This is a genomic window from Streptomyces sp. NPDC007189 (assembly GCF_040703635.1).
Classification (GTDB): domain Bacteria; phylum Actinomycetota; class Actinomycetes; order Streptomycetales; family Streptomycetaceae; genus Streptomyces.
On the sequence record NZ_JBEYEY010000017.1, the window covers coordinates 202,999 to 224,286 of the forward strand.

Genomic DNA, 21,288 nt, shown 5'->3' on the forward strand with positions numbered 1-21,288 from the left:
CTGACGCAGAGCTGGCGCGACCGTATGGCGGCCGGGTCGCCCCCACCCGCAGTGGGCGCCGGCATCTACCGCAGTCCGCGCAAGAGGACAGCTCTCGGCGCCCGGCCCCACACACGGCCCGCGCGCTACCAGGCGGCAGAAAGGCACGGGCCGTGGGATCCACGGTCGTCACCACCACCGAACCGGAGAAGACCTCGCCGGCCCCGTCCCGCCCGGGATACGGACCGCTGCTGCGCACCCGCGGCGCCTGGACCTTCCTGCTCCCCGGCTTCGCGGCACGCCAGCCGTTCGCGATGCTCACCCTCTCCATCGTGCTGCTCGTGCAGCACACCACCGGCTCGTACGGCGCCGCGGGCGCCACCGCCGCCGTCACCGGTGTCTCCATGGCGCTGTTCGCGCCGTACAGCGGCCGCCTCGCCGACCGCCACGGCCAGCGCGCCGTCCTGATCCCCGGCGTGCTGGCGCACACCCTGGCGGGCCTGTCCCTGACCGCGCTCGCACTGGCCCACGCGCCCCTGTGGGCGCTGTTCCTTGCTGCCGTGCCCACCGGCGCCTCGGTCCCGCAGGTCGGCCCCATGGTGCGCGCCCGCTGGGGCGTGACGCTGCAGGGATCGCCGCTGATGGCCACCGCGGCGGCGTTCGAGTCGGTCACCGACGAGCTGACCTTCGTGTTCGGCCCGCTGCTCGCGACCGCGCTGTGCACCGCCGTGACACCGGCGGCCGGCCTGGTCACGGAGGGCGCACTGACCCTCGTCGGCGGGCTGCTGTTCGCCGCCCAGAAGGGCACGCAGCCGCCGGTGAGGCGGGACGACGGGCACGCGCGCGTGACGCACACCTCCGCTTTGCGCGTACCGGGCGTGCGCGTGCTGATCGTGACCTTCCTGGGCATCGGGTCCGTCTTCGGCGGCATGCAGGTCTCCCTGGCGGCGTTCACCGAGTCGATCGGCGAGCCGGGCATGAACGGCGTCCTGTACGGCGTCTTCGCCGCCGGCAACATGCTCTCCGGCATCGTCTGCGGCGCCATCGCCTGGAAGGCCGCCCCGCAGCGCCGCCTGGCCGTCGGCTACACGGCGCTCGCGATCGTCGCGTCCGCCCTGTGGACGGCGCACTCGGTGCCGCTGCTCGCCGGGCTCGGCCTGCTCGTCGGCATGTGCATCGCGCCGGCGCTGATCACCGGCTACACGCTGGTCGAGAGCCTGGTCCCGGCCGGCGCCCGCACGGAGGCCTTCACCTGGCTGACCGGCGCCGTCGCCCTCGGCCAGGCGGCCGCCGTCACGGTCGCCGGGCAGCTGGAGGACCGGCTGTGGGGCGGCGCGGGCTTCCTGGTGCCGATGGCCGGCACGCTGCTCGCCCTGGCGACCCTGCTGGCGCTGCGGTCGCGGCTGGCCCCGAGGCCGCAGAACCGCACCGTCGCACGTGGCGTCCATCACCGCGTGCCGATGACGGTGGACTGATCCCCGGGAATACGTCACTATGGATGGTCGTTAGCACTCATCGAGTGAGAGTGCCAGGAGGAAGACAGTGCCGACCTACCAGTACCAGTGCACCGAGTGCGGCGAGGGCCTCGAGGCGGTGCAGAAGTTCACCGACGACGCCCTGACCGACTGCCCGAGCTGCGGTGGCCGCCTGAAGAAGGTGTTCTCCGCGGTCGGCATCGTCTTCAAGGGCTCCGGCTTCTACCGCAACGACTCCCGCGGCTCCACGTCGAGCAGCAGCCCGGCGTCGAAGTCGTCGAGCACGTCGTCGTCCGACTCGAAGTCGTCGAGCTCCTCGTCCGACTCGGGCTCGTCCTCGTCGAGCTCCGCCAGCAGCTCCGCGGCCTGACCGCTTTCTCCCCCGGACCCTGCCGTCGTACGACGGCGGGGTCCTCGGCGCCTCCCGGCGCCGCTCCCCCGCGGTCTCACCGCCCGCTAGTGTGCTGGTCATGGCGAACGCAGAGATCGGCGTAATCGGCGGCTCGGGCTTCTACTCGTTCCTCGACGACGTGACCGAGGTCCAGGTGGAGACCCCCTACGGGCCGCCCAGCGACTCCCTCTTCCTCGGCGAGGTCGCCGGCCGGCGGGTCGCCTTCCTGCCCCGGCACGGCCGCGGCCACCACCTGCCGCCGCATCGCATCAACTACCGCGCCAACCTGTGGGCGCTGCGCTCCGTCGGCGTCCGCCAGGTGCTCGCCCCCTGCGCGGTGGGCGGCATGCAGCCCGAGTACGGCCCCGGCACCCTGCTCGTGCCGGACCAGTTCGTGGACCGCACGAAGTCCCGGATGCAGTCGTACTTCGACGGGCTGCCGCTGCCGGACGGCACCGTGCCGAACGTCGTGCACGTCTCCATGGCCGACCCCTACTGCCCCACCGGACGCGCCGTCGCCCTGAAGGCGGCCCGAGGACGGGACTGGGAGCCGGTGGACGGCGGCACGCTGGTCGTGGTCGAGGGACCGCGCTTCTCCACCCGTGCCGAATCGTTGTGGCACCGGGCGCAGGGCTGGTCGGTCGTGGGCATGACCGGTCACCCGGAAGCGGCGCTCGCCCGCGAACTGGAGCTCTGCTACACCTCGCTGACCCTGGTCACCGACCTGGACGCCGGCGCGGAGACCGGCGAGGGGGTCTCCCACGAGGAGGTGCTGCGGGTGTTCGCGGCCAACGTGGACCGACTGCGCGGCGTGCTGTTCGAAGCGGTGGCGGCACTGCCGGAGAGCGCCGACCGGGACTGCCTGTGCGTGAACGCGCTCGGCGGGATGGATCCGGGGTTCTCGCTGCCGTAGGGCTGGGCTGGGGGTGGCGCGGTTCTTGCGGCTGTGAAGGCGACCCGGCGGCAGGCCGTGCGGAACTCCCCGTTCGGGTGGCCGAGTTGTCCACAGTCCGCCCGTGATCCACCGGCTCCGGCGGAATCCGGCGCGAGGCCTCATCGTGGCATCGCAAGCCGAACTCCTCGTCGCAGGCGGTGATCTCCGTGCCGTGGCCCTCGTCGTCCCCGAACCCGTCTCCCCGACCGTCCTCGTCGCCCCCGTACACCTCACCTCCCCCGCCGCCCCTCCGGCTTCCGCGTCCGCTGGGCACGGACGCCCCGGCGACCTGCGAGGTCCCGCAGTTCCCACCGGTGCGGATGCGCGGCGGGCGGTATCAGCTGCAGCGGCTCGTACGGCACCGCAGTCGGGCCATCGCGGCGGGACTCGCGGTCACCGCGGCCGCGCTGGTCGCCGCGGGACCGCGCACCGGGTCCGCGCCGCACCGCGCGGACCAGGCCCGAGGTCACCCGGTGACGGCGCCCGTACGCCGGCACGCGCGCGTGGACGTGGTGACGGCGCCGGTGCGGATCGCCGACGCGGCCACGGTCCGGCTGCTCAGGCCCGGCGACCGCGTCGATGTCATCGCCGCCGAGGATCCGTCGGCCGGAGGCGGTGCCCGCGTGCTCGCACGAGGTGTGCGGGTGACCGGGGTGCCGGAGCCGCTGGAGGGCGGCGCCGAGAGCGGGGCGCTGGTCGTGCTGTCGGCGCCGCGCGCCACGGCAGCCCGTCTCGTCGGCGCGAGCGCCACGGCGCGCCTGGCGGTGACGCTGTGCTGAACGGACTCGCAGACTTTGCAGGCAGCTCGCCGTCAAGTCCCTCGATCGATGGACGGGATTGGACAGGATGGCCGCACCGTGCCGTAGGTTGCGGAGCGTTTTGTTCCACAGCCTGTGTATGCGAGGAGAGTCCCCGAGGTGAGCGAGAAGAGGGAACCGAGCGTCTGGCAGGGCTTCAAAGCCTTCCTGATGCGCGGCAACGTCGTCGATCTGGCAGTCGCGGTGGTCATCGGCGCGGCCTTCACGAACATCGTCAACTCAGTGGTGAAGGGGATCATCAACCCGCTGGTCGGCGCGATCGGGACGCAGAACCTGGACGAGTACAGCACCTGCCTGAGCGGCTCCTGCAAGGGGACGCACGGCATCCAGCTGATGTGGGGCTCCGTCCTCGGCGCCACACTGACCTTCCTGATCACGGCGGCGGTCGTCTACTTCCTGATGGTCCTGCCCATGTCGAAGTACCTGGCGCGTCAGGCGGCCCGCAAGGCGGCGCGGGAGGGCACCAAGGAGGTCGTCGAGGTGAGCGAGCTGGAGGTGCTCAAGGAGATCCGCGACGCGCTGGTCGCGCAGCGCGGGTCCGGGCACGACCGCTAGCGGCGCCGCCGCGGACGGCTCAGAGGTGGTGGGGCGGCTTCTCGTCGAGGAAACGCTTGAGGTCGGCGGCGCTGTCACCGTCCGTGCGCTCGCCCCACCCGCGGTCGGTGTCGTCCGAGGTCTGCTGGTCCAGCGGGTCGTCGAAGACCAGCGCGGGCTTCGGGTCGCGGGGCTCGGATGCGGGGGCGGCGCTCATGCCTCAAGGGTACGGCCCGGGTGAACCCCTCCCGATGACGTCACCGGCGTCGGCCGAGGGCCCCGGCGGGCGTCGGCCGGCGAGCGAGAAGCACGCCCTGACCTCTGGGTTTACCCGGCACCGCGACGCCTCGACAGCTTGTGAACGCATTCACAAGATTTCGGGGCGGTTTTCTGCTCTGCTGGGTGGCATGACGTCGAGTTCCGCTCCGGCGCCCGCCTCTCCGGGCGCACCCCAGTCCTCGGGACCGCTGCGACGGCTCACCGCGCGCGGGCGCGACGAGGCGCACCGGGTCTCCTCGCCGCTAGAGCTCTTCTTCGATCTGTGCTTCGTCGTTGCGATCGCACAGGCCGGCGTCCAACTGGTGCACGCCGTCTCCCAGGGGCACGCGGGCGGCGGAATCCTCAACTACGCCATGCAGTTCTTCGCGATCTGGTGGGCGTGGATGAACTTCACCTGGTTCGCCTCGGCGTACGACAACGACGACGCGCTCTACCGGGTCGTCACCCTCGTGCAGATCGCGGGCGTCCTGGTCCTGGCCGCCGGTGTCTCCCGTGCGTTCCAGCATCACGACTACCTGGTGGTCTGGCTCGGCTATCTGATCATGCGGCTGGCGATGGCCGCGCAGTGGCTGAGAGCCGCGAGATCGGCCGAGGGCTCCGAGAGGACCATGGCAGTGCGGTACGCGTGCGGCGTGCTGGTGTGCCAGGTCGGCTGGCTCGGACTGCTGCTGCTGCCCGGACCCGCCCGGCCCTGGGTGTTCCTGGTGATGGCCGTGGCGGAGATGTGCGTGCCGCTGTTCGCCGAGAAGGACTACGAGACCTCCTGGCATCCGCACCACATCGCCGAACGCTACGGCCTGTTCACCATCATCGTGCTCGGCGAGACGATCGCCTCGGCCACGGCCGCCGTGAAGGGGGGCTTCGACGAGCAGGACGCGCTGGGTGAGCTGCTGCCGATCGCGGCGGGCGGGCTGCTGATCGTCTTCTCCGCGTGGTGGATCTACTTCGTGGTGCCCATCCACGGCCGTCTGCGCGCCAACGGGCAGGCGTTCCTGTGGGGTTACGGCCACTACCTGATCTTCGCGGCCGCCGCCGCGATCGGCGCGGGCCTGGAAGTGGCCGTGGAACACGCGGTCGGCAAGACCCACATCTCCACGCTGTCCGCGTCCGCGGCCGTGACGCTGCCCACGGCGCTGTACCTGCTCACCGTCTGGGCGCTGCACTCGCGGCACTTCAAGGTCGGCATCGCCCAGCAGCTGGTGCTGCCGGTCACGGCGCTGCTGGTGATCTGCTGCACCTTCCTCGGCGACTGGGCGGTCCTCGCGGCGGGCCTGGTGTGCGCGGCCGCGGTCGCGACCGGGGTGACGCTGACGGCGCGCATGGCCGGCCGGGAGCGCACGGCGGACGCCACCGCGCCGACCGGCTGACTCCTCGCGGGCGCGGGGCCGGGCCAGACTGGCCCCCATGACAGTTGACGCGATCACGGACGTCGCCGAACTGCGCGTGGGCCACGCCACCCGCAGCGGGGGCGGCCGGCTCACCGGCACCACGGTCGTCCTCGCACCGGAGGGCGGCGTGGTCGCCGCCGTGGACGTGCGCGGCGGCGGCCCCGGCACCAAGGAGACCGACGCGCTCGATCCGCGCAACGTGGTACAGCGGGTCGACGCGGTCGTGCTGACCGGCGGCAGCGCCTACGGGCTCGACGCGGCGTCCGGGGTGATGGCCTGGCTGGAGGAGCAGCGGCGCGGGGTGCGGGTGGGGCCGGACCCGGCGCATGTCGTGCCGGTCGTGCCCGCCGCGTGTGTCTTCGACCTGGGCCGCGGAGGCGACTTCCGCGCACGGCCCGACGCGGCGACGGGCCGGGCCGCGGTGGAGGCGGCCGCGGCGAGCGCGCCGGGCGCCCCGGTGCCGCAGGGGTGTGTCGGGGCGGGTACGGGCGCCGTGGCGGGGCAGGTCAAGGGCGGGGTGGGCACGGCGAGCACGGTGCTCGAGTCGGGGATCACCGTGGCCGCGCTGGTGGTCGTCAACGCCGCGGGGTCGGTGATCGAGCCCGAGACCGGGGCGCTGTACGGGGAGTTGTGCCAGGGGCGGGTGACGTACCCGGACGAGCGTGTGCACGAGGCCGCGCGCCGGCGCCTGGACGAGACCGCTGCCAGGAACGCGCCGCCCCCGCTCAACACGACGCTGGCGGTGGTCGCGACCGACGCGGACCTCTCCAGGGCGCAGGCGCAGAAGCTGGCGGGCACGGCGCACGACGGAATCGCGCGCGCCGTACGGCCGGTGCACCTCATGAACGACGGGGACACGGTGTTCGCGCTGGCGACCGGCGAGCGCGCCCTTGCCAGGCACCCGCTGGAGATGAACGGCCTTCTCGCGGCCGGCGCGGACGTGGTGACACGCGCGATCGTCCGGGGGGTGCGCGCCGCCGAGTCGGTCGACGGTGCGGGCGGAGTGTGGCCGTCGTACGGGGAGTTGTACGGGCAGGTGTGAGGCGGGCCGGCTCGTCCGGCCCCGATTGTCGCGGTTCTGTCACGTGACGGCGCCAACGCGAGCCGGAGGGAACCTCCGAGGTGGCCGGTGCCCTCCTTCTTCACGCAGGGAACGGATCACGCACATCACACGAACTGGGAGCAGCCCGTGACAACGCCGGACATAGCAGCGCGGCGCGTACTGGGGGCCTGTGCCGCCCTGATGGTCGGCAGCCTCACCCTGACCGCTTGCGGTGGCAGCGCCAACGCCACCGACGACGGCAAGGGCGGCAACTCCCCCAAGGCGTCGGCGGCACGGATCGTGATCTCGGCCAAGGACGGTTCGACCGGCGCGTCCATCAACGCGACCGGAGTGAAGGCCAGCGGCGGCAGGCTGACCGACGTGAAGATGACCGTCGCGGGCACGGGGCAGGCCGTGGCCGGGGCGATATCGGCGGACGGCCGCAGCTGGAAGCCGAAGGAGCAGCTGGAGCGGGGGACCAAGTACGAGATCGACGCGACCGCGAAGGACGCGGACGGACGCGCCACCGTGACCAGGTCGGTCTTCACCACGGTCACGCCGGCGAACAGTTTCATCGGCACCTACACCCCGGACAACGGCACCACGGTCGGGGTGGGCATGCCGGTGTCGTTCACCTTCGACAAGTCGATCACCGACAAGAAGGCCGTGCAGTCGCACATCGCGGTCAACTCCAGCAGCGGTCAGCAGGTGGTCGGCCACTGGTTCGGGGACCGGCGGCTGGACTTCCGGCCGCAGCAGTACTGGAAGTCCGGCTCCAAGGTCACCGTGAAGGTCGACCTGGACGGCGTCCAGGGCGCGCCGGGCGTCTACGGGGTGCAGAAGAAGACCGTCTCCTTCACCATCGGGCGCTCGCAGGTCTCCACGGTCGACGCCGACACCCAGACCATGACCGTGGTGCGGGACGGCACGACGATCAAGACGGTCCCGATCTCCACCGGCGACCCGCAGCACACCACGTACAACGGGCAGATGGTGATCTCGGAGAAGTTCACGCAGACGCCCATGGACAGCCGGACGGTCGGCCTCGGCAACGCCTACAACATCCCGGACGTGCCGCACGCGATGCGCCTGACCGGCTCGGGCACCTTCATCCACGGCAACTACTGGTACAACAAGGGCAATCCGCCCTTCGGCCGCGAGGGCACCAGCCACGGCTGCGTCGGGCTCGCGGACGTACAGGGCGGGCAGGGCGCCACGCCGGCCAAGTGGTTCTTCGACAACTCCCTCATCGGCGACGTGGTGATCGTGAAGAACTCCCCGGACTCGACGGTCGCCCCGGACAACGGGCTCAACGGCTGGAACATGCCGTGGAGCGCCTGGACCGCCGGAAGTGCCCTCTGAGCGGCAGGTTTTGACGTCACGTGGGGCCGCGCGGGAACTTTTCGCGCGGCCCGCGCGTTTTCCCGGCGTACGTTTTCTCGGTTCCCGGACATGATGTCCGACCGAGGGGCTACGGTATGCACCCACAAGGTGACATGCAGCAACGCCGGGAGAAACCTTGAGCGTTCCGTACGAGACGGCAGCGTACGAACCAGCCGAGTCGCCCGAGTCTCCTGAGGAGCACCTCGCGCGGCTCCTCGGCCGTGCCCTGAACTCCTTCGAACTGCCCGACGAGGTGATACGGCGGCTCGACTGCGCGCTGGCGCACGACAGTTCGCTGCACTCGGCGTACCACAGCGCGGGGCTGCACCGGGAGACGTACCGGCACACCTGGCTGCTCGCCGACGGCTCCGCGCTCACGCTGTGGGAGCTGGTGCACAATCCCACGCCGGGCGCCGCCCCGGAGAGCGAGGTGTACGTCGACGAGGAGGAGCTGCAGGCGGCCACGGCGCGGCTCGGGATGCCGCCGCAGACGCCGGAGTTCGAGCTGCCCGCGCTGATGCGCCTGTGGGCGATCCCGGAGCCGAGGCACGTGTTCGCCTCCGAGGACTCGGCGGACCACGCGCGCAGGCTTCTGCGCCGTGCGGAGAACCCGGACCGGCCCGGCGCCGAGACGGCGGCGCTGCTGGCCACCGCCACGGCGCACGAGATCACGCAGGCGTTCGGCCGCCCGGGACGCGCCGGACGCGCGGGACTGAGCTACGCGCTGTACGAGCACGCGTTCCTGCTGCCGGACGGCGGCCAGGTCTCCCTGTGGGAGGTCGAGCACACGGCGACGCCCGACGGGCGGCACATGTGCGAGGTGTACATGTCGGAGGACGCGGCCCGCGACGCCATGGAGCGGCGCGCGGCACGGCAGGGGTAGCACGGGCGAGGGTGTGGCGGGCCCCAGGGCGGCGGCTCGCGGCTCGTGGGACGCTTGAGCGGTTGGGCGCCCTACGGCGTCAGCCGCTCGTGAACTGCCGGGCCAGGCCCGCGAAGGCGTCCTGTTCGGCGGGCGTCAGCTCGACGGACTCCAGCTCGGGACCCGTGCTCCGCTGCCGCGGCAGGGCCGTGAGGAGCGGCGCGGTGGCGCGGCGCGGCGGGGTCAGCGGGCCCATGCGGCGCAGCAGGCGGATCAGCACGAGGGCCCACGCGACGGCCGCCACAGCGAGGACGGCCACGCCGATCAGCTGGAGAGTCGGGACGTGCTCAGGCATGCGTCCCAGTACACACCACGGTCCGGGACTTTGGTCCCGGACCGTGACGTATCTCGCAGGTGCCGTGAACAACTCACAGCGAACTAAAGGGACAAGACGCGGCGGTACGGCGGTCAGGCCGCGACCGGCTGCTTGGGCTCCCTCGCCGTGGCGGCCGCGTTCCCGGCGGGGTCGGTGGACGTGGACTCCGGGGCCTGCTTGCGCATGCCCTTGAGCAGGACGACCAGGCCCGTGGTGGCGCAGACGCCGGCGGCGATGGCGATGAGGTACAGCAGCGGGTTGCCGATCAGCGGGACCACGAAGATGCCGCCGTGCGGGGCGCGCAGCGTGGCGCCGAAGGCCATCGACAGGGCGCCGGTGAGCGCGCCGCCGACCATGGAGGACGGGATCACGCGCAGCGGGTCGGCCGCCGCGAACGGGATCGCGCCCTCGGAGATGAAGGAGGCGCCCAGGACCCAGGCGGCCTTGCCGTTCTCGCGTTCGGCCCGGGTGAAGAGCCTGCCGCGCACGGTGGTGGCCAGGGCCATCGCCAGCGGCGGGACCATGCCGGCCGCCATGACCGCGGCCATGATCTTCATCGCGGAGTCGCCGGGGTTGGAGACCGCGATGCCGGCGGTGGCGAAGGTGTAGGCGACCTTGTTGACCGGGCCGCCCAGGTCGAAGCACATCATCAGGCCGAGCAGGGCGCCGAGCAGGATCGCGTTGGTGCCGGTGAGGCCGTTCAGCCCGTCGGTGAGGGCCCGTTGGGCGGTGGCGATGGGTTTGCCGATGACGACGAACATCAGGAAGCCGACGATCGCCGAGGAGATCAGCGGGATCACCACCACCGGCATGATGCCGCGCAGGGCCGGCGGGATGGTGACCTTCTGGATGGCCATCACCACGCCACCGGCGATCAGGCCGGCCGCCAGACCGCCGAGGAAGCCGGCGTTGATGGTCAGTGAGATCGCTCCGCCCACGAAGCCGGGGACGAGGCCGGGCCGGTCCGCCATGCCGTAGGCGATGTAGCCGGCCAGGACCGGGACGAGGAAGCCGAAGGCGACGCCGCCGATCTGGAACAGCAGGGCGCCCCAGCTGTCGGCCTGGGTCCATATGAAGTGGTCCATCACCGACGGCGCCTTGTTGATCTTGTAGCCGCCGATCGCGAAGCCCAGGGCGATGAGGAGGCCGCCGGCGGCGACGAACGGAACCATGTAGCTCACGCCGCTCATCAGCCACTTGCGGAGCTTGGTGCCGTACCCCTCGGTGGAGTCGCCGGCCCGCTCGACCGGCGTGCCGGCCGACGCGGACGCCGGCGCGCTCGTCTCGCCGCGCGCCGCCTTCTCGCGCACCTCCGCGATGAGCTGGGCGGGGCGGTTGATGCCGGCCTTCACGCCCACGTCGACGGTGGGCTTGCCGGCGAAGCGGTCCTTGTCGCGGACCGGGACGTCGTGCGCGAAGATCACGGCGTCGGCCGCCGCGATCACCGCCGGGTCCAGCCGGGTGAAGCCGGCCGAGCCCTGCGTCTCGACGACCAGTTCGACGCCCGCCTCACGGCCAGCGTTCTCCAGGGACTCGGCCGCCATGTAGGTGTGGGCGATGCCGGTCGGGCAGGAGGTGACGGCGACGACACGGAAGGGGCGCTCGGCGGACTCGCCGCCGGAACCGGCGCCCGCGGGGGCGGCCTGCGCCGGGGCGGATGCGCCCGGCGCCTGCGCGGTGGTGCCCGCTGCGGCGCCGGCGGAGGCCGCCACCGACGCCGCAGCGGTGTCTTCGGAGCCGCCCCCGGCGCCCGCGGCGCCCACGGCGGCCTGCGCGGAGTCGCCCTGAGCAGCGCCCGCCGCAGCGTCCGCGCCCGTGCCCGCGCCCCCGGCACCCGCCGCAGCGCCCGCGCCCTCCTCGGGCGAAGCCGCCTGCGCCGTGCTCGGCGTCTCCTCCCCGCGGATCAGCGCCGCCGCCGTCCCCGCGTCGGTCACCGCGCGCAGCGCCGAGGTGAACTCGGAGTTCATCAGCTGGCGGGCCAGCGAGGAGAGGATCGTCAGGTGGGCGTCGTCGGCGCCGGCCGGGGCCGCGATCAGGAAGATCAGGTCGGCCGGGCCGTCCGGGGCGCCGAAGTCGATGCCGGCCGTGCTGCGGCCGAAGGCGAGGGTCGGCTCGGTGGCGTGGGCGCTGCGGCAGTGCGGGATGCCGATGCCGCCGTCGAGGCCGGTCGGCATCTGGGCCTCGCGGGCCGCCACGTCGGCGAGGAAGCCCTCCAGGTCGGTCACCCGGCCCTGGGCCATCATGCGCTCGGCGAGGGCGCGCGCCGCCGCTTCCTTGGTGTCGGCGGACAGGTCGAGATCGACCAGGTCCGCGGTGATCATGTCACTCATCGCGGGCTCCTCTGCACGCTTATCGCCCGGGGAGAGGGGTGGGCGGAGGTGGGGACGGTGGTGCGGTGGGGGGAGACGGTGGGGGTCGGGGCGGTGGCCGAGGCGAGGGACGGGGAGTCACGCCACGGCCGGTGGGGAGCGGTCGTACGTCGGCGGGGCGGGGCGCTCACGGCACCGGCTCCGTCAGCTCGCGGTCGAGGGGGATCTCGGCCGTGACGGTCACCGCCGACGGGTCCAGGTCGGCGGGGGTCGGCATGACACTGCCGGGCAGCTGGACGGCGGCTGCGCCGTGGGCGACGGCGGAGGCGAGGGCCTCGGGGCCGCTGCCGCCGGCGATCAGGAAGCCGGCGAGGGAGGAGTCGCCGGCGCCGACGTTGCTGCGGACGGCGGCCACGCGCGCGGTGGCGTACCAGGCGCCCGTGTCCTCGACGAGGAGCTGCCCGTCGGCGCCCAGGCTCGCGAGCACGGCGCGCGCGCCCATGGCGCGCACCTCCTCGGCCGCCTTCAGGGCGTCGCCCACGGTCGTCAGGGGGCGCCCGACGGCTTCGGCGAGTTCCTCGGCGTTGGGCTTCACCACATCGGGCCGGGCGCGCAGCGCCTCCAGCAGCGCGCGCCCCGAGGTGTCCAGTGCGATGCGGGCGCCCCCGGCGTGCGCCTCCGTGACCACATCGGCGTACCAGGAGGGCGCGAGGCCCCGGGGCAGGCTGCCGCAGCACGCGATCCAGTCGGCGTCGCGCGAGTGCTCGCGGATGGCGGCCAGCAGCAGGGCCTGCTCGGCCGCCGACAGTTCCGGCCCCGGCGCGTTGATCTTGGTGAGGATCCCGTCGGACTCGGCGAGCGCGATGTTGGAGCGGGTGTCTCCGGCGACCGGGACCGGCGCGACCTCGATGCCCTGCGCGTCGAGCAGGTCGGCGACGAGCGCCCCCGGCGCACCACCCAGGGGCAGAACGGCTACCGTGCGCCGGCCGGCGGCCGCGACGGCGCGCGAGACGTTCACGCCCTTGCCGCCCGGGTCCATCCGCTCGGTCTCGGCACGGACGACCTCGCCGCGCCTGAGCGCCAGGACCTCGTAGGTGCGGTCGAGGGAGGGGTTGGGGGTGACGGTGAGGATCATGCGCGCACTACTTCCGTGCCGCCGCGCTCGATGACGGCGGCGTCTTCAGGGCTCAGTCCGGTGTCGGTGATCAGCAGGTCCACGTCGCCCAGGTCGCCGAAGCGGGCGAAGTGCTCCTGGCCGTGCTTGGAGGAGTCGGCCAGCAGGACCACGCGGCGGGCGGCGGCGACCGCGGCCCGCTTGACCGCGGCCTCGGCGAGGTCCGGGGTGGTCAGCCCGTGCTCGGCGGAGAAGCCGTTCGCGGCCACGAACAGCACGTCGGCGCGGATCTCGCCGTACGCGCGCAGCGCCCAGGCGTCCACGGCGGCGCGCGTACGGTGCCGTACGCGCCCTCCGACCAGGTGGAGCTGGATGCCCGGGTGGTCGGCGAGGCGGGCGGCGATCGGCAGGCTGTGCGTGACGACGGTCAGCGACGCCTCCAGCGGGATCGCGGCGGCGATCCGGGCGACCGTCGTGCCGGCGTCCAGGATCATCGTGCCCTCGGCCGGCAGCTCGGCGAGGGCCGCCTTGGCGATGCGGTCCTTCTCGTCGGCCGCGGCGGTCTCGCGCTCGGCGAGGTCCGGTTCGAAGTCGAGCCGGCCGACCGGGATGGCACCACCGTGCACCCGGCGGACGAGGCCGGCGCGGTCGAGGGCCTTCAGATCGCGGCGGATCGTCTCCGCGGTGACCTGGAACTCCTCGGCGAGCGACAGGACGTCCACCCGGCCGCCGTCACGCGCGAGCCGGAGGATCTCCTGCTGCCGTTCCGGTGCGTACATCTCGCTGGCCTCCGACTCGATGTCCGTTCACTTCTGACTGATGCCCGAACGTGTGGTTTCAGTCGGGAGGCTACGCCGGGATTTCCGGAAAGTAAACAGGTTCGGGCCTCAGTCGGACATGATCGGGCGTCCGGCCGGACAGAGGGGGCACGCGAAGGGCCCGGCACCCCGCGGGTGCCGGGCCCTGGTGGGCGCGGTTCTCAGTGCACCAGCTCGGGCTCCCGCGCCGGCGCCTGGGCGCCCGCTCCCTCGACGTGCTGCGCCGGCCGCTTCGGCAGGGCGGACATCAACAGGAAGATCGCGGCCATGATGCCGGCGACCCACCACAGGGCATGCTGGAAGGCGTGCACGAAGGCCGGGCCGACCTGGGCCAGGGCGAGCCGGTCGCCGATCTCGCCGAAGAACACCACGGACACCAGGCCCAGGCCGAGGGCGTTGCCCATCTGCTGCACCGTGTTGATCAGCCCGGACGCGGAACCGGCGTGCTCGCGCGGCACCTCCGAGAGCACCACGTCCGTCAGCGGGGCGACGATCAGCCCCATCCCCGCTCCCATCACGACCAGCGGCAGGGCCATCTGCCAGGACGCGATGCCGAGGCCGTACCGGTGCGCCTCCCACAGATAGAGCAGGACGCCCACAGCCATGACCAGCGCGCCCGCCTGGAGCACCTTCCGCCCGAACCTGGGGACCAGCTTCTGCACCGACATCCCGGCCGCCGTGGACACCGCCAGTGAGAACGGCACGCCGGTCAGCCCCGCCCGCAGCGGGCTCCAGCCCAGACCGATCTGCATGTACAGCGTCCAGACCAGGAAGAAGATGCCGAGCGCGACACCGAAGACGGTCTGTACGGCGATGCCCGCGGCGAAGCTCTTCACCCGGAAGAGGGACAACTCGACGAGCGGGGAACCGTCCTTGGCCGCCTTCCGTTTTTCGTACGACACCAGCGCGGCGAAGACCACGAGCGCACCGGCCATGCAGAGGTGGCCCCACAAGGGCCAGCCCAGCTCGCGCCCGCGGGTGAGGGGGTACAGCAGCATCAGCAGGCCCAGCGAGACCAGGGCGACACCGACCAGGTCCAGCTTCAGCGCCTTGGGGGCCTTCGATTCGGTGATGAAACGGCGTCCGAGCAGCCAGGCCAGGACGCCCACGGGGAGGTTGATGAGGAAGATGGGCCGCCACTCGAGGCCGAACAGGTTCCACTCCGTCAGCAGCGCGCCCAGCAGCGGTCCGGAGACCGCGCCGAGGCCGACGATCGCGCCGAACAGGCCGAAGACCTTGCCGCGTTCGTGCGCCGGGAAGGTGGCGTGCACGATCGACAGCACCTGCGGCACCATCATCGCCGCCATGCCGCCCTGCAGCACGCGCGAGGCGACCAGCATCTCCGGGCCGGCGGCGAAGCCGCACAGGGCGGAGGCGAGGGTGAAGCCGCCGATGCCGATCAGGAACAGCCGTTTGCGGCCGTGGATGTCGCCGAGACGGCCACCGGTGATGAGACCCGCGGCGAAGGCCAGCGCGTAGCCGGCGGTTATCCACTGGATCTGGCTGACCGAGGCGTGGGCGGTCCGCTCGATGGACGGGATGGCGATGTTGACGATCGTGACGTCGACGAGGTCCATGAAGGCGGCGGCCATGACGATCGCCAGGGCGAACCAGCGGCGGCGGCCACCAGGCGCCTGGCGCGCACTGAGGGTCTGTTCCGTGGAGGTCATGCCGTCACGCTAGGACCGCATTAGGTCAGATCATGTCCTAGTGGTACGGCATCCTCGACGGCATGACGACGGACACACCGGCACGGCTGCTGCAGCTCCTCTCGCTCCTCCAGACACCCCGCGAGTGGCCCGGCGGCGAGCTGGCCGAGCGGCTCGGGGTGTCGCGCCGGACCGTGCGGCGGGACATCGACCGGCTGCGGGAGCTGGGCTACCCGGTGCAGGCCACGAAGGGCTCCGACGGCGGGTACCGGCTGGTGGCGGGCAAGGCGCTGCCGCCACTGGTGCTGGACGACGAGGAGGCGGTGGCGATCGCGGTGGGGCTGCGGGCCGGCGCCGGGCACGCCGTGGAGGGGGTGGACGAGGCCTCGGTGCGGGCCCTGGCCAAGCTGGAGCAGGTGCTGCCCTCCCGGCTGCGTCACCGGGTGTCCACACTGCAGGCGGCGACCACGGCGCTGACCAGCGGCGACGGGCCGAGCATCGCGCCGGAGACGCTGACCGTGATGGCCTCGACGGTGGCGGGGCACGAGCGGCTGCGGTTCGCCTACCGCGACAAGGACGGTGGCGAGTCGCGGCGGCTGACCGAGCCGCGCCGGCTCGTGTCGACCGGGCGGCGCTGGTATCTCGTCGCCTACGACCTCGACCGCGCCGACTGGCGGACCTTCCGGGTGGACCGGGTGAGCAAGCCGTTCGCGACCGGAGTCCGGTTCACACCACGGCAGTTGCCGACCGGAAGCGCCGCGGAGTCTCTGCGGCAGTCCATCCAGGGGCGGCACGACACCTACGAGTTCGCGGTGCGGTTCGCCGCGCCGGCGGAGCAGGTCTCCGCGCGGGTGCCGGCATGGCTCGGAGTACCGGAGGACGACGGGAAGGGAGGCTGCGTCCTGCGGGGCGCCTTCGGCGGCCCCCTGGAGTGGCTGGCGGTGCGGCTGGCGATGACGGGGTACGAGTTCGCGGTGCGGGGGCCGGACGAACTGGCGGCGTGCGTGCGGGAGTTGGGCGGGCGGCTGAGTCGGGCGGGGGGTGGATGAACTGGGGGCGTGCATGCGGGAGTTGAGCGGGCGGCCGAGTGGGGCGGGGGGATGAACCGGCGGCCGTGTTGCCGTGTTGCGGAAGTTGGGAGGGCGGCCGAGCCGGGCGGGGGACGGTTGAACTGGTGCCCCGTTGCGGGAGTTGGGCGGAGGGCTGGGCCCCCGGTCGGGGGCTGCCGAGGCGGGGGAGGTTGTTGTGGGGTGATGGCCTGGTGCGGTTTGTCGGTGACGGCCTGGTCCTGTTCGTGGGTGACGGCCAAGTGCTGCCTGTGGGTGACGGCTAGTCCTCTTCGCCGGCCCAGCGGAAGTTCCGCAGAGAGGCGAGGTTGCGCAGCGCGAGGGCCGCGGGGCCGTCGGGCCCGGTGGGCGGGGCGGTGGTGGCGGCCCAGGACTCCACGGCCACGCGTACGGCGGCCCCGGCGACGGCCGCGGCGAAGAGGAGGTCGGGGGTGGCCGGCGTCGGGACATCGCCGTCGGTTGACGCGATGCGGCTCGCGAGGATCTCGGCCAGGGTGTGTTCCGAGGCCTGGCACACCTCGGCCCAGACCTTGCGCAGGGCGGGGCTGGCGTCGGCGAGGCGGATCAGGGTGCGGACCCATTCCCAGGACGCCGCCGAGACGCCGGCGCCCGGGGTGAGGGTGTGCCGGACGGCGTGCTCCAGGGCCTCGGGAACGCCGAGACCGGCCGGGGCAGAGCGGACCGCTTCCGCCCAGCGCTGGGCGCCCGCCGCGTAGAGGGGGGCGACCGCTTCCTCCTTGGTGGCGAAGTAGCGGTAGAACGTGCGCGGCGCGATGCCCGCGGCCTGCGCGATGTCCTCGGCACGGGTCGCGCGCAGACCCTGGCGGACGAACAGGGCGGCCGCCGCCCGTGCGATCTCCATCCGGGTCTCGGCCTTCCGGCGTTCGGTCAGCGAGACCGGTGCGGGTGCGGGACGAGGCTGATCGGTGGTGCCGGAGGTGGGGCGCGGGGTGGTGCTCATCTCGGCAGGCTATGCCCATGTGGCAGAATCTGCCATCCGACGGTCCACCCCGGGGTTCAGGTACGGGGTGGACCGTCGTTCCAGGATGTGGCCGCCTCCGCGCTGTTCCCACGTGTGCTGGCCTGATGTGGACGCTCAGGCAGCACCGCGCAGTCGGACTACGGCATGCGGCACGGGATCAGCGTCGCTCAAGTACGGGCTGGCGAACGGTAGTTGGCGGTGGATAGACGATGAAGCCGGGCCTCGGCACCCGGGGGGGATAGGTGCCGAGGCCCGGCTGGGAAGGTCCCGGCGCCGGGGGGGTGTGCGGCGGGACCTGGCTCTGTGGCCTGGGTGGTGCGATGTGGGCGCGTGGGGTCGGCCCAGTCGGGGTGGTGCGTGGTGCATGGGGAGTGCGGTTCCCGGGCCTGGCTGCTGTGGGGCCCGGAAGGGTTGTTCCCGTGGGCCCGGGAGTTGAAGCGACGGGACAGCGCCATGTTTGCGCCGTCTTCCGCCACCGGCGTGCGCTCCCCTCAGGCACCGTACGCCCACGGGCAACACCCGCCCCGAGCGCCGTACCCCGGAGGCAACACGCACCCGAGCGCCGTACACCCGGCGGGGACGGCGGCGACGCCTGTGAGTGGACGACCTCCCCCTCCCCCGCTACGCCGCCGCGTCGAAGCCGGTCTGGCGGGCCAGCTTCTTCAGTTCCAGGAGAGCGTGCTTCTCGATCTGGCGGATGCGTTCGCGGGTGAGGCCGTGCTCCTTGCCGACCTCGGTCAGGGTCCGCTCGCGGCCGTCCTCGATGCCGTACCGCATCTTGATGATGGAGGCCGTGCGCTGGTCGAGGCGGCCGATCAGGTCGTCCAGCTCCTCGCTGCGCAGGAGGGTGAGGACGGACTGCTCGGGGCTGACCGCGGAGGTGTCCTCCAGCAGGTCGCCGAACTGGGTCTCGCCCTCGTCGTCCACCGACATGTTCAGCGAGACCGGGTCGCGGGCCCAGTCCAGGACGTCGATGACGCGCTCCGCCGTCGTGCCCAGCTCCTTGGCGATCTCCGCGGGCTCCGGGTCGCGGCCGTGCTCACGGTTGAACTCGCGCTGCACGCGGCGGATGCGGCCCAGCTCCTCCACCAGGTGGACGGGGAGCCGGATGGTGCGGGACTGGTCGGCGATGGAGCGGGTGATGGCCTGACGGATCCACCAGGTGGCGTAGGTCGAGAACTTGAAGCCCTTGCGGTAGTCGAACTTCTCCACCGCGCGCACCAGGCCGGCGTTGCCCTCCTGGATCAGGTCGAGCAGGGGCAGGCCGCTGCGCGGGTAGCGCCGGGCCACGGCCACGACCAGCCGGAGGTTGGAGCGGATGAAGACGTCCTTGGCCCGCTCACCGGCGGCCACCAGCGCCTCCAACTCCTCGCGGGAGGCGTTCGTGGCCGACTCCTCCTCGCCGTCGAGGATCTGCTGCGCGAACACACCCGCCTCGATGGTCTCGGACAGCTCGACCTCCTTTGCGGCGTCGAGCAGCGGCGTACGCGCGATCTCGTCGAGGTACATGCCGACCAGGTCGCGGTCCGCGATCTCGCCGCCATGAGCGCGAACACTGCTTGCCGAGTCGGCCGTCTCGCCGGTGGCGGACTGACGACGGGCGACGGCACGGGTTGCCATGCGTGCTCCCTTGCGATGGTGGGCTGGCGGGTGGTCCTGATGAACGCTCGGCACCGAGGGGAGGGTCTGTGGGACTCTCTCCGAGTGCCCTGCATCCGTGGGAAACAACGACTGGAATCCGGACAGAATTCCCAACCCGCCCCCCAATTTTTCTGATCATGCAGTACCCTGTCCGCCACACGGGAGGCGCGATGCCGACGCGACGTACAGAAGTGCAGGTCAGGCCGGGGGCCGAGGAGGATCTCGACGCCCTCACGGCGATCTACAACCACTATGTACGTGAGACGGTCATCACCTTCGATACCGCGATCTTCACTCCGGAAGAGCGCCGCCCTTGGCTGCTCTCCCACCCGGAAGACGGCCCGCACCGCCTGATGGTTGCCACGGACGCGGAGTCACAGGAGATTCTGGGGTACGCCACATCCAGCGCTTACCGGCCGAAGCCCGCGTACGTCACCTCCGTGGAGACATCGGTGTACGTCGCCCCGGACGCGGGCCGGCGCGGCGTCGGCACGCTGCTCTACGACGCCCTCTTCGAGGCGCTCGCGGACGAGGACGTGCACCGCGCCTACGCCGGGATCGCCCAGCCGAACGAGGCCTCCGAGCGGCTGCACGCCCGCTTCGGCTTCCGGCACGTCGGCACGTACCGAGAGGTGGGCCGCAAGTTCGGCCGCTACTGGGACGTGGCCTGGTACGAGAAAGAGCTGTGACCCGCCCGCAGGGCCCCTTCGCTCACCCGAACCGGCTCGCCCGGACCCCTCACCCGAACTGCACGGACCGCTTGGCCATGCCCATCCAGAACCCGTCGATCACGGACCTCTGCGCGTCCAGCTCGCCGCCCGCGTCCGCCGCGCCCATGGTGACGAAGAGCGGGGCGAAGTGCTCGGTGCGCGGGTGGGCGTAACGGCCGGCCGGGGCCTTGTCCAGGAAGTCCAGCAGGGCGTCCCAGTCGCGGGCCTCCAGGGCGCGCCGGCCCCAGTCGTCGAACTCGGAGGACCAGCTCGGCACGCCGCCGCCCGTGTGGCGCAGGGCGGCCAGGTTGTGGGTGAAGAAGCCGGAGCCGATGATCAGCACGCCCTCGTCGCGCAGCGGGGCGAGCCTGCGGCCGATGTCCATCAGGCGCACCGGGTCGAGGGTGGGCATGGAGATCTGCAGCACCGGGATGTCGGCGGCGGGGAACATCTCGACGAGGGGGACGTAGGCGCCGTGGTCGAGGCCGCGGTCGGGGATGTCCTGGACGGGGGTGCCGGGGGCGCGCAGCAGCTTGCGCACGGACTCGGCCAGCCCGGGCGCGCCGGGGGCGGGGTACCGGACCCGGTAGTAGTGCTCGGGGAAGCCCCAGAAGTCGTAGACGAGAGGGACGGTGTCCACCGCGCCCAGCGCGAGCGGGGCCTCCTCCCAGTGGGCGGAGACCATGAGGATCGCCTTCGGCCGGGGCAGCCGGGCCGACCAGGCGGCGAGCTGGCCGGGCCAGACGGGGTCGTCGGCGAGCGGCGGGGCGCCGTGGCTGAGGTACAGGGCGGGCATGCGTTCCTCGGCGGTGGTCATGACGGCTCCCCTACTCCCCTGCTCCATTGCTTTAACTCTCAAGCTCTCGCATAAGAGTACGCCCAACTTGGTTCAATTTTCAAGGAGCTGCCTCGTACAGTGGAACTCATGAACACGGCACCGGACTCCGCCGCACAGCACCGCTGGCTCACCGACGAGGAACAGCGCGTCTGGCGCGCCTATCTGCACGCCACCACCCTGCTGGAGGACCACCTCGACCGGCAGTTGCAGCGGGACGCGGGCATGCCGCACATCTACTACGGCCTGCTCGTCGGCCTCGCCGAGGCCCCCCGGCGCCGGCTGCGGATGACCGAGCTGGCGATGCAGGCGAAGATCACCCGCTCCCGGCTGTCCCACGCGATCGCCCGGCTGGAGAAGAACGGCTGGGTGCGCCGCGAGGACTGCCCGTCCGACAAGCGCGGTCAGTTCGCGGTGCTCACCGACGAGGGCGCCGAGGTGCTGAGGCGCACCGCGCCCGGCCATGTGACCGCCGTACGCCAGGCGCTGTTCGAGCGGCTGTCCCCGGAGCAGCAGAAGGCCCTCGGCGAGATCATGGAGATCGTCGCCGAGGGCCTCCAGCCCGATGAAGCGGGTGCGGACCTGCCCTGGCTCCGCTAGGTCACCGTACGGCCGCCGGATCAGCGCCGTACGGCCGCTAGGTCACGTACGGCCATCAGGTCACGTACGGCCGCTGGTTCACGTACGGCCATCAGGCCATGT

The 21,288-nt window shown here is 72.3% G+C and carries 21 protein-coding genes; 12 read left to right on the forward strand and 9 right to left on the reverse strand.

Translation table 11 applies throughout. The features are described 5' to 3' along the window. Window positions 1–152: 152 nt before the first annotated feature. The 5 genes from AB0950_RS31015 to mscL all read left to right on the forward strand — a co-directional run bounded on the left by AB0950_RS31015 (window position 153) and on the right by mscL (window position 4,152). Window positions 153–1,454: an MFS transporter gene (locus AB0950_RS31015; RefSeq protein ID WP_360158146.1), complete on the forward strand. Its 1,302-nt coding sequence runs from the start codon at window positions 153–155 to the stop codon at window positions 1,452–1,454. A 67-nt stretch (window positions 1,455–1,521) separates the two neighbouring features. After that, window positions 1,522–1,824 (forward strand): FmdB family zinc ribbon protein, encoded by a 303-nt coding sequence (locus AB0950_RS31020; RefSeq protein ID WP_360158149.1) that lies wholly within the window; start codon window positions 1,522–1,524, stop codon window positions 1,822–1,824. A 100-nt stretch (window positions 1,825–1,924) separates the two neighbouring features. Next, window positions 1,925–2,758, forward strand: coding sequence for an S-methyl-5'-thioadenosine phosphorylase (locus tag AB0950_RS31025; RefSeq protein WP_366779899.1), 834 nt, complete (start codon window positions 1,925–1,927; stop codon window positions 2,756–2,758). A gap of 287 nt (window positions 2,759–3,045) precedes the next feature. Continuing rightward, a complete protein-coding gene (locus tag AB0950_RS31030; RefSeq protein WP_366779910.1) occupies window positions 3,046–3,558 on the forward strand; it encodes a hypothetical protein in 513 nt (170 codons plus the stop codon). A gap of 138 nt (window positions 3,559–3,696) precedes the next feature. Then, complete coding sequence (gene mscL, locus AB0950_RS31035) at window positions 3,697–4,152, forward strand: large conductance mechanosensitive channel protein MscL (RefSeq protein ID WP_360158155.1); 456 nt, start codon at window positions 3,697–3,699, stop codon at window positions 4,150–4,152. A 19-nt stretch (window positions 4,153–4,171) separates the two neighbouring features. Here mscL and AB0950_RS31040 read toward each other — a convergent pair whose 3' ends face one another. Continuing rightward, window positions 4,172–4,348, reverse strand: coding sequence for a hypothetical protein (locus tag AB0950_RS31040; protein WP_360158158.1), 177 nt, complete (start codon window positions 4,346–4,348; stop codon window positions 4,172–4,174). Window positions 4,349–4,538: 190 nt separating this feature from the next. Between AB0950_RS31040 and AB0950_RS31045 the strand changes: the two genes are divergently transcribed. From AB0950_RS31045 to AB0950_RS31060, 4 genes are all read left to right on the forward strand, one after another. Further along, window positions 4,539–5,777: a low temperature requirement protein A gene (locus AB0950_RS31045; protein ID WP_366779900.1), complete on the forward strand. Its 1,239-nt coding sequence runs from the start codon at window positions 4,539–4,541 to the stop codon at window positions 5,775–5,777. A 37-nt stretch (window positions 5,778–5,814) separates the two neighbouring features. After that, window positions 5,815–6,840, forward strand: coding sequence for a P1 family peptidase (locus AB0950_RS31050; protein WP_366779901.1), 1,026 nt, complete (start codon window positions 5,815–5,817; stop codon window positions 6,838–6,840). A gap of 147 nt (window positions 6,841–6,987) precedes the next feature. Further along, window positions 6,988–8,202 carry an Ig-like domain-containing protein gene (locus tag AB0950_RS31055; RefSeq protein ID WP_360574750.1) on the forward strand — a complete coding sequence of 405 codons (1,215 nt, stop codon included), beginning with the start codon at window positions 6,988–6,990 and terminating at the stop codon, window positions 8,200–8,202. Window positions 8,203–8,359: 157 nt separating this feature from the next. After that, complete coding sequence (locus tag AB0950_RS31060) at window positions 8,360–9,106, forward strand: DUF6227 family protein (RefSeq protein WP_360158194.1); 747 nt, start codon at window positions 8,360–8,362, stop codon at window positions 9,104–9,106. A 79-nt stretch (window positions 9,107–9,185) separates the two neighbouring features. Here AB0950_RS31060 and AB0950_RS31065 read toward each other — a convergent pair whose 3' ends face one another. The 5 genes from AB0950_RS31065 to AB0950_RS31085 form a co-directional block, all read right to left on the reverse strand. After that, complete coding sequence (locus AB0950_RS31065; RefSeq protein WP_360158197.1) at window positions 9,186–9,440, reverse strand: hypothetical protein; 255 nt, start codon at window positions 9,438–9,440, stop codon at window positions 9,186–9,188. A 113-nt stretch (window positions 9,441–9,553) separates the two neighbouring features. Continuing rightward, the gene (locus AB0950_RS31070) at window positions 9,554–11,791 is read right to left on the reverse strand and encodes a fructose-specific PTS transporter subunit EIIC (RefSeq protein ID WP_366779902.1); all 2,238 of its coding nucleotides are present in this window, start codon (window positions 11,789–11,791) and stop codon (window positions 9,554–9,556) included. A 166-nt stretch (window positions 11,792–11,957) separates the two neighbouring features. After that, the gene (gene pfkB / locus AB0950_RS31075; protein ID WP_360158203.1) at window positions 11,958–12,905 is read right to left on the reverse strand and encodes a 1-phosphofructokinase; all 948 of its coding nucleotides are present in this window, start codon (window positions 12,903–12,905) and stop codon (window positions 11,958–11,960) included. Continuing rightward, complete coding sequence (locus tag AB0950_RS31080; RefSeq protein WP_360158206.1) at window positions 12,902–13,663, reverse strand: DeoR/GlpR family DNA-binding transcription regulator; 762 nt, start codon at window positions 13,661–13,663, stop codon at window positions 12,902–12,904. The genes pfkB and AB0950_RS31080 overlap by 4 nt, the downstream gene beginning before the upstream one ends. A 200-nt stretch (window positions 13,664–13,863) precedes the next feature. Then, window positions 13,864–15,372, reverse strand: a complete 1,509-nt coding sequence (locus AB0950_RS31085; RefSeq protein ID WP_366779903.1) for an MFS transporter — start codon at window positions 15,370–15,372, stop codon at window positions 13,864–13,866. 62 nt (window positions 15,373–15,434) lie between these two features. Here AB0950_RS31085 and AB0950_RS31090 point away from each other — a divergent pair, with 62 nt between their 5' ends. Then, window positions 15,435–16,400 (forward strand): YafY family protein, encoded by a 966-nt coding sequence (locus tag AB0950_RS31090; RefSeq protein ID WP_366779904.1) that lies wholly within the window; start codon window positions 15,435–15,437, stop codon window positions 16,398–16,400. A 280-nt stretch (window positions 16,401–16,680) separates the two neighbouring features. Here the strand turns inward: AB0950_RS31090 and AB0950_RS31095 are convergent, their stop codons facing one another. Both AB0950_RS31095 and AB0950_RS31100 read right to left on the reverse strand, forming a co-directional pair. Next, window positions 16,681–17,280, reverse strand: a complete 600-nt coding sequence (locus tag AB0950_RS31095) for a TetR family transcriptional regulator (protein ID WP_366779911.1) — start codon at window positions 17,278–17,280, stop codon at window positions 16,681–16,683. A gap of 741 nt (window positions 17,281–18,021) precedes the next feature. Next, window positions 18,022–19,020 carry a sigma-70 family RNA polymerase sigma factor gene (locus AB0950_RS31100; RefSeq protein WP_360158215.1) on the reverse strand — a complete coding sequence of 333 codons (999 nt, stop codon included), beginning with the start codon at window positions 19,018–19,020 and terminating at the stop codon, window positions 18,022–18,024. 191 nt (window positions 19,021–19,211) lie between these two features. On the opposite strand from AB0950_RS31100, the gene AB0950_RS31105 reads away from it, so the two are divergent. Beyond that, complete coding sequence (locus AB0950_RS31105) at window positions 19,212–19,730, forward strand: N-acetyltransferase family protein (RefSeq protein ID WP_366779905.1); 519 nt, start codon at window positions 19,212–19,214, stop codon at window positions 19,728–19,730. Between the two features lie 49 nt (window positions 19,731–19,779). Here AB0950_RS31105 and AB0950_RS31110 read toward each other — a convergent pair whose 3' ends face one another. Then, window positions 19,780–20,547 (reverse strand): class III extradiol ring-cleavage dioxygenase, encoded by a 768-nt coding sequence (locus AB0950_RS31110; RefSeq protein WP_360158262.1) that lies wholly within the window; start codon window positions 20,545–20,547, stop codon window positions 19,780–19,782. A gap of 129 nt (window positions 20,548–20,676) precedes the next feature. On the opposite strand from AB0950_RS31110, the gene AB0950_RS31115 reads away from it, so the two are divergent. Continuing rightward, a complete protein-coding gene (locus AB0950_RS31115) occupies window positions 20,677–21,186 on the forward strand; it encodes a MarR family transcriptional regulator (protein WP_360158221.1) in 510 nt (169 codons plus the stop codon). Window positions 21,187–21,288: the final 102 nt, after the last annotated feature.

Coding starts and splice junctions, on each gene's coding strand:
- AB0950_RS31025 (WP_366779899.1), top strand. CDS start 1,925: ATGGCGAACGCAGAGATCGGCGTAATCGGCGGCTCGGGCTTCTACTCG.
- AB0950_RS31040 (WP_360158158.1), bottom strand. CDS start 4,348: ATGAGCGCCGCCCCCGCATCCGAGCCCCGCGACCCGAAGCCCGCGCTG.
- AB0950_RS31045 (WP_366779900.1), top strand. CDS start 4,539: ATGACGTCGAGTTCCGCTCCGGCGCCCGCCTCTCCGGGCGCACCCCAG.
- AB0950_RS31050 (WP_366779901.1), top strand. CDS start 5,815: ATGACAGTTGACGCGATCACGGACGTCGCCGAACTGCGCGTGGGCCAC.
- AB0950_RS31065 (WP_360158197.1), bottom strand. CDS start 9,440: ATGCCTGAGCACGTCCCGACTCTCCAGCTGATCGGCGTGGCCGTCCTC.
- AB0950_RS31070 (WP_366779902.1), bottom strand. CDS start 11,791: ATGAGTGACATGATCACCGCGGACCTGGTCGATCTCGACCTGTCCGCC.
- pfkB (WP_360158203.1), bottom strand. CDS start 12,905: ATGATCCTCACCGTCACCCCCAACCCCTCCCTCGACCGCACCTACGAG.
- AB0950_RS31080 (WP_360158206.1), bottom strand. CDS start 13,663: ATGTACGCACCGGAACGGCAGCAGGAGATCCTCCGGCTCGCGCGTGAC.
- AB0950_RS31085 (WP_366779903.1), bottom strand. CDS start 15,372: ATGACCTCCACGGAACAGACCCTCAGTGCGCGCCAGGCGCCTGGTGGC.
- AB0950_RS31090 (WP_366779904.1), top strand. CDS start 15,435: ATGACGACGGACACACCGGCACGGCTGCTGCAGCTCCTCTCGCTCCTC.
- AB0950_RS31095 (WP_366779911.1), bottom strand. CDS start 17,280: ATGGAGATCGCACGGGCGGCGGCCGCCCTGTTCGTCCGCCAGGGTCTG.
- AB0950_RS31100 (WP_360158215.1), bottom strand. CDS start 19,020: ATGGCAACCCGTGCCGTCGCCCGTCGTCAGTCCGCCACCGGCGAGACG.
- AB0950_RS31105 (WP_366779905.1), top strand. CDS start 19,212: ATGCCGACGCGACGTACAGAAGTGCAGGTCAGGCCGGGGGCCGAGGAG.
- AB0950_RS31110 (WP_360158262.1), bottom strand. CDS start 20,547: ATGCCCGCCCTGTACCTCAGCCACGGCGCCCCGCCGCTCGCCGACGAC.
- AB0950_RS31115 (WP_360158221.1), top strand. CDS start 20,677: ATGAACACGGCACCGGACTCCGCCGCACAGCACCGCTGGCTCACCGAC.